The organism is Rhizobium sp. 42MFCr.1, from assembly GCF_000377185.1.
Taxonomy (GTDB): domain Bacteria; phylum Pseudomonadota; class Alphaproteobacteria; order Rhizobiales; family Rhizobiaceae; genus Rhizobium; species Rhizobium altiplani.
Genome location: NZ_KB897872.1, coordinates 1 through 15,532, shown reverse-complemented (window position 1 = coordinate 15,532; position 15,532 = coordinate 1). Strand labels below are relative to the sequence as shown.

Here is a 15,532-nt window from a genome sequence, read left to right as displayed (position 1 = left end):
CCGATAAGATGTTATCATCCTCCGGCTTTGGGGGTGGACCGATGGCCTTAGGCAAGGGGGAAGGTCGACTGCAGTACGCTGGCGTCTTGCTGGCACCCCTCTTTCTGACGGCCTCGGTCGTATTTTCTGCCTCTCAAACCACACCACCGCCTCTCGATCGGCCGCCGCGGGTTCTCATACTTTATCCATATGACGAAAGGATCGCGGCGACGACGGCTGCCGGGGAAGCATTGCGGGGCCGGCTCCTTGAAGCAACCAGTGGGAAGATCGATCTGTTCTCCGAGTTCCTGGACCTGTCGCGGTTTCCGGAGGCTGAACATGTCCAGCGACTGGGGCGCTACATGGCAGAGAAATATGCCATCCGTCGCCCGGACGTCGTTGTCGCGCTGGGCAAGGAGTCGGCCAGTTTCATTTCGACAAACCGGGCAAGCATCGCTCCCGACGCGAAGATAGTGGCGGCCGGTTTCGGCAACTCGACCTCGGAGAACATCGACCTTCCCGATGACGTGATCGGCGCGTTCACGACATTCGACATTCTGAAGACCGCGGAAATGGCGCGAGGTCTGCAACCCGCCGCCCGTCACCTCTACATCATCGGCGGATCATCTGAGTTCGACCAGGGTTGGCTGGCAACGGCGCGCGCCGACCTCGCCGAATTCTCCAGGTCATACGAAACGACTTACCTCGAAAACCTGACGATCGAGCAATTCATTGAACGGGCAGCCGAAGTCCCTACCGACAGCATCATACTAGCGTTGACGGTCTTCAAGGATCAGGCCGGGCGGAATTTCATACCGCGCGAAGCGATAGGAAAAATTGCTGCAACGGCCAGTGCTCCGGTTTATGGCCCCTACCAGACCTACATCAACTACGGGGTCGTCGGCGGCAATACCGTCACATTTGAAGCCTTGGGTCAGACCGTCGGCAACCTGGTCCTCGATGCCATTGCCGGAAGGCCGACTAAGGATATTCAAGCGCCCCAGACGTACATCGTCGACGCGCGACAACTGAAGCGTTGGGGCTTGGCGGAAAAGAACCTGCCCGCGGGCACCATCCAGATGTACAGGGAAAAGGGCCTCTGGGAAGGCCACTGGTTGGCAGTGACAGGAGCGTTTGGTGTCGTTTTGGTGCAGGCCGGCGTCATCGCAGCCCTACTTCTCGAGCGACGCCGTCGAAAGGACGCAGAAAGCCGGTCGCGACTTCACCTGCTCGAAGCTGTCCACCTGAACCAGTCTGCGACGGCAGGGGCGTTGTCGTCTTCCGTTGCCCATGAACTCAATCAGCCACTGTCGGCCATCAGAAACAACGCGGAGGCTGCCTCCGTACTGCTTCAAAATGTGAGCCCCGACCTTCAGCTCATCCACCAGATCCTTCTCGATATCCAGGCAGATGATCAGCGTGCGGGCGACATCATTGGCCGGATGAGAGGATTGCTCAAGAAAAGAAGCGAGATCGACTGGCAGGAGTTCGACCTGAACGATGTCACGTCGAACGCAATCAGTATCATTCACGGAGAGGCGGAACGCAGGGGGATCACGCTCAAGACAAAGCAGCCGACGACAGAGCTACCGGTGCGCGCAGACAAGGTTCATGTGCAGCAGGTTGTCCTCAACCTGGCGACCAATGCGATGGACGCCATGACCGAGGCGGGGTCCGACAGCAGGATTCTGACGCTGGCAACAGGAGTAGTGAAGGAGAAAGCCGAGCTCTGCGTGGCAGACACGGGCAACGGAATTCCGCAGGAACGCCTGTCCAGCATCTTCGAGCCGTTCTACACGACAAAGCAGGCAGGAACGGGTCTTGGCCTTTCCATCGCTCGCGCGATTGTTGAGACTTACGGGGGAACGATCTCTGCGACCAACCGACCCGAAGGTGGCGCAATCTTTCGTGTGGCGCTCCCGCTTGCCCGAGGCGGGGAGCGACACTCATGAAGCCGGTCGTCCATATCGTCGATGACGATGAATCTTACCGCACGGCAACGGCACGGCTGCTTTCCGCCTATGGCTTCGCAGTGGAGGTCTATGAATCCGGTGATGAGTTTCTTGCCCGCCTTCCAGGCTGCGAGCCGGGCTGCGTTCTTCTTGACCTGCAGATGCCCGGTCGGTCCGGCTTGCAGGTACAGCACCAACTATCCGAGCTCGCACCGCTGCTTCCGATTGTGTTTCTTACGGGTCAAGGGGACATAAAGGCCGGCGTCGACGCGATGAAAGCGGGCGCCCAAGACTTCCTGGAGAAGCCGAGTTCAGGTGCGGTCCTGATGGAAACCATCCAGCGCTCGTTGGCTCAGTATGAGAGGCGCAGGACCGAGTATGAGCGCCGGCAGCAAATGAGGACTTTGGTGGCTGGCTTCAGTGCCCGCGAAGCTGAAGTGTTTGGGCTTGTTGTCCGTGGCCATCTCAACAAGCAAATTGCCTATGCCCTTGGTATATCGGAGCGCACGGTAAAGGTTCACCGTCATCAGGTGATGGAGAAGCTCGGAGCAAGGTCGCTTGCGGAGGCTGTCTCGATTGCCGCGGACATCGGGCTCGACCACGGACAAGTACGACGTGTGACGCAAAGTGACGGGCCGCCTTCCCCTTAGGGCAATATCGAGTTTTCGACGACGCGCCTACAATGGGTGGCAACTGCGGATCTCGAGAAATGTCACGATGGGGGCATGATAGTGGGAAAGCTGCGCGGCACGGTCGCTGTTGTCGATGATGATGCGAGCCTGCGTCGAAGCGTCGGACGCCTGCTCTACGCTTACGGATTTCCGGCCATTGAGTACCAATCTGCAGAAGCCTTCCTCGGTCGCGATCCAAACATCCTGATCGACTGTCTCGTATTGGACATCGACCTCGGCGGCATGTCTGGAATCGAATTGCAGCACAAGTTGAAAGAGGCAGGATCGAAACTGCCGGTGATTTTCATCACCGCTCTCGAAGACCCCCGCCTGAAAACCAAGGCAGAACAAGCCGGGTGTGTCGCCTATCTGCGAAAGCCTTTCGCAGGGGTCGGGCTTATCGACGCGGTGAAGAAGGCGATTGGATCGTGAGTTCTTGCTCGATGACCGACCGCCACGACGCTCAGGCAGACTGACCAGCCAGAAGGCTAACAGGGAGGTCTAATATGGAATGGCTTAGACACTGGCGGCCGATGGCCGAAGCACTGACAATGGCGTCCTGCCTCAGCGTGCATCCGTTTTCTGCCGGAACCGCATCCGCTCAGCCAGCAAAACCGAACATCGTGTTCATTCTCGGCGACAATATCGGCTACGGAGACATTGGCGTTTACGGAGGCGGGAATTTGCGTGGATCGCCGACGCCGCGCATTGACCAGCTTGCCTCCGAAGGGCTGCGACTGACGCAGTTTCTGGTCGAGCCCTCCTGTACGCCGTCTCGCGCCGCCTTGATGACAGGACGCTATTCCATTCGTTCCGGACTGTCGTTGGTTGCTGTTCCGGGCACGGCTTTTTCCTTACCGGCAAACGAAGTCACGATGGCGGAAATGCTGCATGACGCAGGCTACGCGACCGCAATCTTCGGCAAGTGGCATCTCGGTGCGCAAGCCTACAGTCAACCGCAAAACCAGGGTTTCGACGAATTCTACGGTATTCCGCCCGGCGATACCTGGGACGCATTTGGAATGATCCCGCAGGGAAGGCAGACGAACGCGCTCGATATCCCTCTCGACAAGGGACCGCAAATCGTCGAAGCGAGCCGCGGCCAGCCACTTAAATCCGTGAAGCCATACACCGAGGAAGTGCGCCGCGAAATCGATTGGGAGCTGGCGGATCACGGCATCGACTTCATGAAGCGGCAAAAATCGGCGGGCAGGCCGTTCTTCCTTTACCTGCCGATATCGCGCACGCACTTCCCGAACCTGCCTTCGAAACGGTTCGAGGGCGCGTCGCGGATCGGTCAGTTCGGGGACTCCCTGATGGAGGGCGATGCGATTGTTGGAACGGTGCTTGACGCAATCAAGGACCTTGGGGTTGAGCAGGATACGATCGTGGTCTTTGCATCAGACAACGGACCGGACGGCCCTGGCGCAAACCGGTTCGGCGGCGACATGCCGGATATTGGCAGTTCCGGACCGTATCGTGGTGCGCTTGGAGAGATCAGCGAAGGCGCGATACGCACGGCCGCGGCGATACGCTGGCCGCAACAGATCAAACCGGGATCTTCGTACGCGATGTTTTCGATCATGGATTTCTTCCCGACCTTCGCTCACATCGCCGGCGCCAAAGTGCCGGATGACCGGCCGATCGACGGTGTGGATCAAACCAGCCTGTTGCTGGGAGAGGACGACGACGGTGCCCGTGATCATCTGCTGACCTTCGTCGGGTCGGAATTGGTCGCAGCCCGCTGGAAACAGTTTCGTGCGTATTTCGTCAACGTGGCGCCCGGCCGTAGCGGCGCAGGGGGCGCAACGTTGATGGGAGGCGTTGGCGCGAGTGCTGCACCCATGAACGGTTATCCGCAAGTGTTCAACATCGAGGCCGATCCACAGGAGGAGCACAATATCGGCGAGATGTACAACTGGGTTCTGGGGCCGCTGCTGCAGGCGGTGGGAGAATATAAGGCGAGCCTTGCGCGATCACCAAACCCGCCGGCGGCGAACATGACAAGGTTTTAGCTGCCGCAGCCTAGCGCGAACTGAAGCACAACTCGTTCCATGGTCGCCAGTTCCCGAGTGAAGCACACGGAAAACAAATCCTGGTCAGGCGCAGCTGGTTGCGCCTGAGCAGAGCATCTGGTTTTGTCGATCCGCCTAGCCGATCGACATCAGGCTGGCATTGCCGCCGGCCGCGGCGGTATTGATCGAAGTGGATACCTCTTCCAGAAGCCAGTTGAGGCAATAGGCATCTGGATCGCGCTCGAGCTTTTCTGTCGAAGCGGATTGTGTCAGCAGCAACGGGCCCGGCATCGCGGCGATCTTTGCGAGCATGGCGGAGACACGATCAGCGTCGCCTTCAACAAGTGCGCCGGCCATGGGCTCGGTATCGTCAGTTGCCTTTTTCCAGGAAATCCGCTGCGCGACGCTGACGGGAACATCTTTCAGCGTCGTGCGGAGGCTCCCATCGCATTCGATTACCGCGCTGTTGCCCGTGGCAAGCACAGCCGAGACCTGGCGAATGAGGCCGGTCGGGGAGACCGGAGCGCAAAGGATCGCTCCACGGGGATGAAGAGCATAGAGGTTGCGCTCACCGACGGGGCCGGCAAGTTCGGTTTCAAGTCCCAGGGCCGACTGGCTGCCGAGATGGCGTGCCATTTCAGCATCCTCGGAAAGGCCCTGCTGGTCCAGCCACTTCGCAAAGTCCGAAAGAGCCGGGTCGCTGTAGACGGAACTGTGCTGCGGTGGGATTGGTGGCGTCGTCACCAACCGCCCGAGATAGAGCGGCCCGCCCGCTTTCGGGCCGGTGCCCGACAAGCCGCGGCCACCGAAGGGCTGGACGCCGACAACTGCGCCGATGACGTTGCGATTGACATAGAGGTTGCCGGCCTTCACCTGCGAGGTAACGTTCGCAATCGTTTCGTCGAGGCGTGTATGGAGCCCGAAGGTCAGGCCATATCCGGTTGCATTGATCTCGTCGATCAGGTGGCCGAGGTCCTGGCGGCGCCAGCGAACGACATGGAGAACAGGCCCGAACACTTCGCGCTTGAGTTCAGAGATCTTGTTGATCTCAATGATTGTCGGCGCAACGAAGGTGCCATTCCTGGTCGCATCGGGCAATTCGACGCGCTCCACGGCACTGCCGGAACGGCCCATGGCATCTACATGCTTCTCGATAATCTCCTTGGCTTCGGCGGTGATTACCGGGCCGATGTCGGAGGCCAGCCGGTTGGTGTTGGCAATCGAAAGCTCGCGCAACGCCCCCTTGAGCATGGCCAGCGTGCGATCAGCGACGTCTTCCTGCAGGCACAGGATGCGAAGTGCCGAGCAGCGCTGCCCGGCACTGTCGAACGCAGAGGCGATCACGTCGCCAACGACCTGTTCGGCGAGCGCCGAGGAATCAACGATCATGGCATTCTGACCGCCAGTTTCGGCAATCAGCGGAATCGGCTTGCCATCCTTTGACAGACGCTTGGCAAGTTCCGCCTGGATCAGTCGGGCGACCTCGGTCGAGCCGGTAAACATCACAGCTGCGGCTTCAGGCGCTGCGACCAGGGCCGCCCCTACCCTTCCGTCGCCGGGAACCAGTTGGACGACATCGTCGGGGATACCAGCCTCATGCAGGATGCGAACTGCTTCGGCGGCGATCAGCGGCGTTTCTTCCGCGGGCTTGGCAAGAACCGGGTTGCCGGCAACAAGAGCGGCAGCCACCTGCCCGGTAAAGATTGCCAGTGGGAAGTTCCAGGGGCTGATGCACACGACCGGTCCGAGTGGCGCATGCGAAGGGCCAAGAGTTCGGCGGGTCTGCTCTGCGTAGTAGCGCAAGAAGTCGATTGCCTCGCGCACTTCGGCAATCGCATTGAGCAACGATTTGCCGGCTTCGCGGATGATGAGGCCGAGCAAGGTCTCCATCCTCGCCTGCATGATGTCGGCAGCGCGATCAAGAAGTGCTGCCCTTTGACCCGGCGTTACCGATCCCCAGGACGAAGCAGCTTTCAGGGCGATCGCGGCTGCAGAGGCGACCTCTTTTGCGGTTGCTTCGCGGACGGCGCCGACAACGTCGCGGTTGTCGGCCGGGTTGAGAACGTCGCGGGCAGTTCCCGCTTCGGTCGGGTTGGTTGGCGCGGCCGACCACGAGACGGTGGCGCTCGCCTTCAGTGCTTCTGTAAGCGCCTGTAGAGATGTTTCATTGGAAACATCAAGGCCGGCAGAGTTGCGGCGCTGGCCGTAGAGGTCGGAGGGAAGCGCAATCTTGTCGTGCTTCTGGCCGGGCACCTGCATTCTCGCGACAATCTCAACCGGATCGGTGACAAGCTCGTCGATGGAGACATTGGGGTCGGCAATCCGGTTGACGAAGGAGGAGTTGGCGCCGTTTTCGAGAAGGCGGCGCACAAGATAGGCAAGCAACGTTTCATGGGTGCCGACAGGAGCGTAGATGCGGCACGGGCGGTTGAGATTCTGCCGGCCCACGACCTCGTCGTACAGTGGCTCGCCCATACCATGCAGGCACTGGAACTCGTACTTGCCGACGTAGTAGTCGGAACCGGCCATGTGGTAGATGGTGGCGAGCGTCTGTGCATTGTGGGTGGCAAACTGCGGGAAGACGGCATCGGTCGCGGCAAGCAGCTTCCTGGCGCAGGCAATATAGGAGACGTCGGTGTAGATCTTGCGGGTAAAGACAGGGAAGTCTTCAAGGCCATCAAGCTGCGCGCGCTTGATTTCGGCATCCCAATAGGCGCCCTTGACAAGTCGAACCATGATGCGGCGACCGGCGCGGCGGGCAAGATCGATGATGAAGTCGAGGACGAAGGGGCAACGCTTGCCATAGGCCTGGACAACGAAGCCCATGCCGTTCCAGCCGGCAAGGTCCTCGTCGAGGCACAGCGTTTCGAGGATATCGAGCGACAGTTCCAGCCGGTCGGCTTCCTCCGCGTCGATATTGAGGCCGATATCATAGGACTTGGCGATCAGCGCAAGTGCCTTCACCTTCGGCAGCAATTCGCCCATGACGCGCGCGCTCTGGGCTCTCGAATAGCGGGGATGGAGGGCCGAAAGCTTGATCGAGATGCCCGGCCCCTCGTAGATGCCGCGGCGGTCGGATGCCTTGCCGATCGCGTGGATCGCCGCTTCATAATCCTTGTAGTAGCGTTCGGCGTCGGCGCCTGTGGTCGCGGCCTCGCCCAGCATGTCGTAGGAATAGCGGAAGCCGCGTTGTTCAAGCGGCCTTGCCCGCTGCAGCGCCTCGTCGATCGTTTCGCCGGTAACGAACTGCTCGCCCATCATGCGCATCGCCATGTCGACGCCACGCCGGATGACAGGCTCGCCGCAGCGTGCAATCAGGCGGGTGAGCGCTGCCGAGAGGTTGCGATCGTTGACTGTCGAGGTGAGCTTGCCGGTCACCACCAAACCCCAGGTCGCGGCGTTGACGAAGAGCGAGCGACCACCGCCGAGATGCGACTTCCAATCTCCTTCAGCAATCTTGTCGCGGATCAGGGCGTCGCGCGTTGCTGTATCGGGGATGCGCAGCAGGGCCTCGGCCAGACACATGAGTGCCACGCCTTCCTGGCTCGAAAGAGAATATTCGTGCACGAGCCCTTCGACGCCGGTGCCCTTGTGCTTGGCGCGAAGCGCTGCAATGAGCCTGCGAGCGGTCGAAGCTGCGTCTTGGCTGACCTTTTCCGGCAGCGTCGCAGCCTCGATGAGGCGCGGAACACAGACGGTCTCCGGCGTGCGATAAGCTGCCGTAATGGCACGACGCAGCTCGCTTTGCGGTCGGACCGCCGGCGCGAAACCCTCGAAAGGATTTGCAGCGTCACGCGGCTGCACGCCATTGGTTTCGTTGCCCACCGTATCGTTGGTGATCGTCATGTCTTTGCTCCAGATCAGGTATGGCTGATACATAGCAGATCTATGAAGTTGATTTCACTTGAAATAAGCTGGAATGAAATGTATTTGCCTAATTTATACGGAAATCAGAGGCAATGTCGTGACTACCATCGCAAACGGCAGAGAAATCGACCAGTTCGATCACAGGATTATCGAGGCCCTTGTCGCCGACGGTCGCATGTCGATTACCGATCTTGCAAAGAAGGTCGGCCTGTCCAACACTCCTTGCCAGGTCAGACTAAAGCGATTGATCGAGGATGGCTATATTCTTGGCTTCCGCGCAATCGTCGACGTGAAGAAACTTGGCAAGAACCATGTCGCGTTCACAGAGGTAAAGCTCTCCGACACGCGTGAGCACGCGCTGAAGGCCTTCAACATCGCCGCGCGGAAGCTGCAGGAAGTCGAGGAGTGCCATATGATCGCCGGCGCTTTCGACTACCTCTTGAAAATCCGCACATCAGACATTGCCAATTACCGTCTCGTGCTCGGCGAGAAGATATCGAGCCTCCCCTTCGTCGCCAGCACATCGACCTTCGTTGCCATGGAGGCGGTCAAGGAAAACGGCGCCTGAAGGTCGGCCTTGCCTAGCCCAGCCTACATTTTCCACCGCCCGCCCTGCTTGCCGCAGGAAAAATTTCCATTGCCATACATTACCTATTTACAACTAACATGTCAGTCTGCTACATCTAACACATTGCCTTGGAGGATGGACATTGACTGAGAAATTTGGGCTTTCCGTTGCGCTTGCCACGCCGTTCGAATCTGGCGGCGAGATCGCTGTCGACACGATGATTAGGCAGGCAAAACAAAGCCTTGCAGCAGGATGTTCGAGTGTTACGCTTTTTGGCACCACCGGCGAGGGATCGTCGATCGGGACCCAGGAGCGCGAACGTATCCTCGGGGCATTCCTGGATGCCGGTATCGAGCCGCGGAAGATCGTCATGGGAGTGCTTGTTGACGCCGCCGAAGATGCTGCAGCGCAGGCCGGGTATGCGCTTTCCCGTGGCGTGCGCAACATCCTGCTTGCCCCGCCCTCCTACTTCAAGAACGTAAGCGATGACGGCCTCTTCAAATGGTTCTCGGCGGTCTTTGTGATCCTCGGCGACAAGGCGCGCGACATCATCGTCTATAATATTCCCTCGGTTACGATGGTGCCCCTGACCGTGTCTCTGATCGGGCGTTTGCGGACGGCCTTTCCAACGGTTGTCACTGGCGTGAAGGATTCGTCCGGCGACTGGCCGTTCACCGAAGCCCTTTTGAAGGCGCACGGTGACCTCATCATCCTGATCGGCGACGAGCGCCACCTTGCAAAGGGTGTTCGCCTCGGCGGACAAGGTGCGATCTCCGGGATGGCGAACTTCCTGCCTGCGGAGGTCAAGCTGATGGCGGAAGAAGGCAGGGACGATGCCCGCGTCGAGGATTTTGTCGCCGAACTTCTGAAGTATCCGGTTACCCCGGCAGTCAAGGTCATGGTGGCCAGGCAAACCTCAGACGATGGGTGGCTTGCGGTTCGCCCACCACTCATTTCGATATCTGGCGAGGGACAGGAGCGGCTTGCTCTTGCCTTCGATTCACTTTTCCGCTCCAAGGCTGCATAGGCACCATGTACGAGGGGGAGGCAATGGACGGACTGGACGAGCAGCCGACGCTGCGGGAAAAGGCGTATGAAAGCTTCACGCGCCACCTGCTGGCGCGCGACGTGCGTCCGGGCCAATTTGTCTCCCAGCGCCGCCTCGTCGAGTTGACCGGCCTGACGCTTGCTGCGATTCGCGAGCTGATCCCGCGGCTCGAGGCCGAAGGACTGATCAAGACGGTCCCGCAGCGCGGCCTGCAGATCGCCCATATCGACCTCAATCTCATCCGCGAGGCTTTTCAGCTCCGGCTCTTCCTGGAGAAGGAGGCGGTGGCGCTCTTCACCCGCTCTGCCTCCGATGAAACGATTGCCGGGCTCATCAAGCAGCATCGCGATATCGCCGAAGCCATCGCCAGTGGCGACGCCTCCCACGAGCTTGAAGTACGCGCACAAGCCGTCGACTGGGGCATGCACGACGCCTTCATCGACGCGCTTGGTAATACGATCATTTCCAACGCCTACCGGGTCAATTCGATCAAGATGCGCCTGATCAGCCAGGAACGCTTCCGTATCGACGGGCGTGTCGGTCCTGTCATGGGAGAGCATCTGAAGGTCCTGGAGGCGATCGAGAGCCGCTCGGCCGAGGATGCGGTGAACAACCTCGCCGCTCACATCAACCACGCCAGGGATCGTGCCCTGCGGATCTAACTGCATCATAGCCGGCGATGAGGAGATCGGCGGCAACAGAGGAGGACTTACATGCCATCATCATTCTTGAATCCCACCCGGCGCGGCTTTCTCGCCGGTACCGCGGCACTCGGCGCCAGCAGCCTCATGGGCATCCGCTCTGCATCGGCGGCCGTCGACTGGAAGCGTTTCGCCGGCACGACGCTGGAAGTCAATCTGGTCAAGAGCCCTCGCAGCGAGACACTCATCAAGTATCTCCCGGAGTTTGAAGAGCTGACGGGCATCAAGGTCAATGCAGAAGCGACGCCAGAGCAGCAGCAGCGTCAAAAAACCACGATCGAACTGAGCTCAGGCAAGCCGAGTTTCGACGTGGTGCATATGAGCTATCACGTCCAGAAGCGACAGTTCGAAAAGGGCGGCTGGCTTGCCGATATCAGCGGTTTCCTCAAGGATCCATCGCTGACTGATCCGTCGCTGGTCGAGAGCGACTTTGCCGGGGCCGGCATGACCTTCGCCAAGGACCCTGAAGGCGTCCTGCGCTCCCTGCCCTTCTCGGTGGACTACTGGATCGTGTACTGGAACAAGGCGCTCTTCGAAAAGAAGGGGCTTTCCTATCCGACCACATTCGAGGAAATGGCAAGCGCTGCCGAAGCGTTGACGGATCCCTCGACCAACACCTATGGCTTCGTCGCTCGTGGCCTGAAGAACGCCAATACACCGGTCTGGACGACGTTGTTGCTCGGCTACGGATCGAGCCCGCTTGGAGCGGACGGTAAGCTGCGCACCAATTCCGAAGAAGCTGTGGAAGCGGCCAAGCTCTACCAGCGCCTGATGACCAAGGCCGCCCCTCCCGGCGTCTCCGGCTTCAACTGGGCAGAAGCCCAGTCGGCCTTCCTGCAGGGCAAGATCGGCATGTGGCTCGATGGCGTCGGCTTTGCGCCGCCGATCGAGAACCCGGAAAAGTCGCGTGTCGTCGGCCAGGTCGGTTACGGCATCATGCCGAAGGGTCCGAAGGCCCAGGCGGCGGCAACAACCGGTGACGGGCTCGGCGTCGTGGCTGCAAGCCAGAAGAAGGAAGCCGCATATCTCTTCTGCCAGTGGGCGATTTCCCATGACATGGGTGCGCGCCTGCTGCAGGCTGGCGCCGGCGTTCCCTTCCGTCAGTCGGTCCTTGAGGATCAGAAGGTGCGCGAAGGCGTGAAGATGCCGGCCGCATGGCTCGATGCTGTCGCGGGTTCCGCAAAGGTGTCGCAGCTTGCCTTGCCGATCATCATTCCCGTCACGGAGTTCCGCGACATCTATGGCGTCGGGCTCACCAACATGATCGGTGGCGCCGATCCGGCTGCCGAGCTGAAGACGGCGACGGCTCAGTTCGAGCCGGTGCTGGCACGAAGCGAGGGATAATGTCTTCGGTGAGCATGGAAGCCGCAACCGCGGCCAAGGCCAAGCAAAAGCAGAGGAGCAAACCGGGTCGGTTTGCTCCCAACTACTGGCCTTTCGTCATTCCCGCGCTGATCGTCGTGGCGGCTGTCATCGTTTTTCCCTGGGTCTTTACCCTGTGGATGAGCGTCAACAGCTGGACGCTTGGCCAGGCACAGGTCTTTTCCGGGTTGGATAACTATCTGCGCCTGGCGGTCGACCTGCGCTTTTGGGACTCGTTGTGGCATACCGTGCTCTACACGACGTTGTCGGTCGTCGCTCCGCTTTTTCTCGGAACGCTGGCTGCACTCATCTTCGATACCCAGTTTCCACTGCGCGGTATCCTACGCGGGGTGTTCGTGATGCCGATGATGGCGACGCCGGTCGCCATCGCGCTCGTCTGGACGATGATGTTCCACCCGCAGCTCGGGGTCCTGAACTACCTGCTTTCCTATGTCGGGATCGGTCCGCAGGAATGGATCTACAACCAGATGAGCGTCATTCCCTCCCTGGTGCTTGTGGAAACCTGGCAGTGGACACCGCTCGTCATGCTGATCGTGCTCGGGGGCCTCGCCGCCGTCCCGCGCGAGCCCTACGAGAGCGCGGAAATCGATGGCGCCAATGTCTGGCAGAAGTTTCGTTACCTGACACTGCCGATGATCGCGCCGTTCCTGATGATCGCCGTGATCATTCGCAGCATCGACGCGGTCAAGAGCTTCGACATCATCTATGCGATGACACAGGGCGGACCGGGCACCGCGTCGGAGACGATCAACATCTACCTCTATAACACCGCGTTTTCCTACTATGATATCGGATATGGCTCGGCGATGGCGGTCGTCTTCTTCGTTCTGATCGTTGTGCTTTCCTTCATTCTGCTGATGATAAAGCAGCGCGCCAACTGGTCCGACGGGGAGGCACGCTGATGAAGCGCAAGGCACTCGATCGCATCGGACTTCTGTTCGTGGCTCTGGTGATGGTGTCGCCGGTGGTGCTGTTCTTCCTCTGGATGATCTCATTGTCATTGAAGTACGAGATCGACAACGGCGCCTTCCCCCCGATCTTCATCCCCGAACGCTTCGCCTGGTCGAACTACCTCAAAGTGTTCGAGGAAAACAACTTCTTCCTTTATCTGTGGAATTCTGTCCTGGTAACGGGTGCGGCAACGCTTCTGGCGCTTGTTATCGGCGTGCCGGCTGGTTACGGCATTGCCCGCCTGAAGGCCGAGAAATCCGCCGTCGTCATCATGATTGCGCGTATGACGCCCGGCCTTTCCTTCCTCATTCCGCTGTTCCTGCTGTTCCAGTGGCTGAACCTGCTCGGCACGCTCTGGCCACAGATCATCATTCACCTCGTCGTAACCGTCCCGATCGTCGTCTGGATCATGATCGGCTATTTCGAAACGACGCCGATGGAGCTGGAAGAAGCCGCAAGCATCGACGGGGCAACGCCCTGGCAGGTTTTCCGCCTGGTGGCCCTGCCGATCGCAAGGCCCGGGATCGTCGTCGCCTTCATCCTGTCGGTGATTTTCTCCTGGAACAACTTCGTGTTCGGCATCGTCCTTGCAAGTCGTGAGACGCGTACGCTGCCTGTCGCGGTCTACAACATGCTGTCCTTCGAGCAGGTCAGCTGGGGTCCGCTTGCTGCCGCGGCCTTGATCGTCACCCTGCCGGTATTGATCCTGACCGTCTTTGCACAAAGGCAGATCGTTGCCGGCCTGACGGCGGGTGCGGTGAAGTGACACCGACGATCCCGACCAAGCAGCAGCCGGAGCCGGCGCGGCGTATTCTGTGCGTCGGAGCCGCTGTTCTTGATACGCTCTTCAGGGTCCATGTCATTCCTGCCGGCCAAGGCAAAGTGCTGCCAACCGACATGTTGCAGATCGCAGAAGGAATGGCCTCGAGTGCCGCTTATGCTGTTGCAAGGCTTGGCGGGAGCGCCAGCATCTGGGGCGCTGTCGGAGATGACGAGACCGGCGAGCGCATCATCGGCGATCTGGCTGCAAGCGGCATCGATACCGCTGGCATGCGTTGCGTGGCAGGCGCCCGCTCAGCCGTATCGACGATTCTGATCGATGATGCCGGCGAACGCCTGATCATACCGTTTTATGATCCGCGCCTGCATCACGGCGTTCAACCCGTCACCGCTGACGATATCGCGGCATTTGATGCAGTTCTGGTTGACGTGCGTTGGTCAGAGCTTGCTCTCAAGACATTGCTTGCTGCCCGAAAAGCAGGCATTCCTGCCATCCTCGATGGCGACGTTGCGCCCGAGGGCGTGATCGAGATGCTGGGACCGGCCGCAAGCCACATTATCTTTTCGCAACCGGCCGCTGAACGACTGACGGGAGCATCAGATCCGGTGTCGATCGTTCGCCGGTTGAAGGAGACGTTCGCTCATGCCTTCGTCAGCGTGACATTCGGCGAGAGAGGGTCTTACTGGTTCGATGATGATGACGCCCTTATCCGTCATCTCGAGGCACCACGCATTAGAGCCGTCGATACGCTGGCTGCGGGCGATATCTTCCACGGAACCTTTGCGCTGATGCTTTGCGAGGGCATGGCGATGGAAGACGTGATGCGCTCGTCATCGATGGCGGCGGCCATCAAGTGCCAAACGTTTGGAGGGCGCATCGGGGCGCCTGATCGAGCAGAGCTTGATAAGGCGTTGACGAGCTGGCCGGCTCGTGCCGTCGACGTCAGCCGACCCGCTGGTCAAGCCGTCTGAAGATCATGCGGCCTTCGACACGGACATGGAACAACCGGACGCCTTGAGCGCGCTTTCGACGACATCAACGAACAGCCTGCGGAACCAGACCGAGCGGTCGTCCACACCGGAACAGGAGGATGACCCGACTGGTGCCCCAAACTCACTTACTTCTGGCCCAGTTTCTAGGCGGTGTCTTCGCAATTCTACCGTCTCACCCGGCGCATGCGAGTTTCAAATCACGTTGATGTGGAAATCGGTGCCTTCCCACTGCTGCCTAGCTGTCCAGAAGATGGTGAAGACGATGATGCCTGGGCCGAGCATTTTGGTCGGCAAGTCGCAGACATGAGTACCGAAACCCGTTTCACGGGTATGGCTTTCCGTGACATGAGCCCAAGCGTCGGTCGACCAATGCACGATGGCAGTCTCGCTCAGTTCAATGCGCAGGCTACGTCCTGCCGCCATCACAGTCCGCTTGTCCGTCAGGCGCCAGGCGAAGGGCGCAATCGGCGGCTGACCGGCGACATAGCGGGCAACAGTCTGGGGTGGCATGTCGAAAATGACACCATCGCGGATCGAGCGCAGCAATTTGATGTGTTCAGCATGGGCCCAGACCAAGGGCATGGCGCTGCCGGAGGGGCGACCAAGAAAAAGCTCGCGTTCGGG

General features: G+C 59.9%; 12 protein-coding genes and 1 pseudogene. 11 read left to right on the top strand and 2 right to left on the bottom strand.

Annotated elements, in window-relative coordinates; all coding sequences use genetic code 11:
• The first annotated feature begins 41 nt into the window (after window positions 1-41).
• The 4 genes from C934_RS0129500 (at window position 42) to C934_RS0129485 (ending at window position 4,617) form a co-directional block, all read left to right on the top strand.
• Entirely contained in the window at window positions 42-1,931 is a 1,890-nt protein-coding gene (locus C934_RS0129500; RefSeq protein WP_026372193.1) for a sensor histidine kinase, read from the top strand.
• Window positions 1,928-2,581: a response regulator transcription factor gene (locus C934_RS0129495; protein WP_018860114.1), complete on the top strand. Its 654-nt coding sequence runs from the start codon at window positions 1,928-1,930 to the stop codon at window positions 2,579-2,581. The genes C934_RS0129500 and C934_RS0129495 overlap by 4 nt, the downstream gene beginning before the upstream one ends.
• Before the next feature lie 81 nt (window positions 2,582-2,662).
• Window positions 2,663-3,034 carry a response regulator transcription factor gene (locus tag C934_RS0129490; protein ID WP_026372192.1) on the top strand — a complete coding sequence of 124 codons (372 nt, stop codon included), beginning with the start codon at window positions 2,663-2,665 and terminating at the stop codon, window positions 3,032-3,034.
• 74 nt (window positions 3,035-3,108) lie between these two features.
• Complete coding sequence (locus tag C934_RS0129485) at window positions 3,109-4,617, top strand: arylsulfatase (RefSeq protein ID WP_156828825.1); 1,509 nt, start codon at window positions 3,109-3,111, stop codon at window positions 4,615-4,617.
• A 135-nt stretch (window positions 4,618-4,752) separates the two neighbouring features.
• On the opposite strand, the gene putA is transcribed toward C934_RS0129485, so the two are convergent.
• Entirely contained in the window at window positions 4,753-8,463 is a 3,711-nt protein-coding gene (gene putA, locus C934_RS0129480) for a trifunctional transcriptional regulator/proline dehydrogenase/L-glutamate gamma-semialdehyde dehydrogenase (RefSeq protein WP_051085634.1), read from the bottom strand.
• Between the two features lie 118 nt (window positions 8,464-8,581).
• On the opposite strand from putA, the gene C934_RS0129475 reads away from it, so the two are divergent.
• The 7 genes from C934_RS0129475 to C934_RS0129445 all read left to right on the top strand — a co-directional run bounded on the left by C934_RS0129475 (window position 8,582) and on the right by C934_RS0129445 (window position 14,887).
• Window positions 8,582-9,052, top strand: coding sequence for an Lrp/AsnC ligand binding domain-containing protein (locus C934_RS0129475; RefSeq protein WP_025662412.1), 471 nt, complete (start codon window positions 8,582-8,584; stop codon window positions 9,050-9,052).
• Window positions 9,053-9,194: 142 nt separating this feature from the next.
• Window positions 9,195-10,079, top strand: coding sequence for a dihydrodipicolinate synthase family protein (locus C934_RS0129470; RefSeq protein ID WP_018860109.1), 885 nt, complete (start codon window positions 9,195-9,197; stop codon window positions 10,077-10,079).
• A gap of 5 nt (window positions 10,080-10,084) precedes the next feature.
• Window positions 10,085-10,762 (top strand): GntR family transcriptional regulator, encoded by a 678-nt coding sequence (locus C934_RS0129465; protein ID WP_026372190.1) that lies wholly within the window; start codon window positions 10,085-10,087, stop codon window positions 10,760-10,762.
• 51 nt (window positions 10,763-10,813) lie between these two features.
• A complete protein-coding gene (locus C934_RS0129460) occupies window positions 10,814-12,145 on the top strand; it encodes an ABC transporter substrate-binding protein (RefSeq protein WP_018860107.1) in 1,332 nt (443 codons plus the stop codon).
• Entirely contained in the window at window positions 12,145-13,086 is a 942-nt protein-coding gene (locus tag C934_RS0129455) for a carbohydrate ABC transporter permease (RefSeq protein WP_018860106.1), read from the top strand. Before C934_RS0129460 ends, C934_RS0129455 begins: the two co-directional genes overlap by 1 nt.
• Window positions 13,086-13,901, top strand: a complete 816-nt coding sequence (locus tag C934_RS0129450; RefSeq protein WP_018860105.1) for a carbohydrate ABC transporter permease — start codon at window positions 13,086-13,088, stop codon at window positions 13,899-13,901. The genes C934_RS0129455 and C934_RS0129450 overlap by 1 nt, the downstream gene beginning before the upstream one ends.
• Window positions 13,898-14,887, top strand: coding sequence for a sugar kinase (locus tag C934_RS0129445; protein ID WP_018860104.1), 990 nt, complete (start codon window positions 13,898-13,900; stop codon window positions 14,885-14,887). Before C934_RS0129450 ends, C934_RS0129445 begins: the two co-directional genes overlap by 4 nt.
• A 213-nt stretch (window positions 14,888-15,100) precedes the next feature.
• Here the strand turns inward: C934_RS0129445 and C934_RS32930 are convergent.
• Window positions 15,101-15,532: pseudogene (locus tag C934_RS32930) on the bottom strand (glucan 1,4-alpha-glucosidase); the annotation flags it as partial.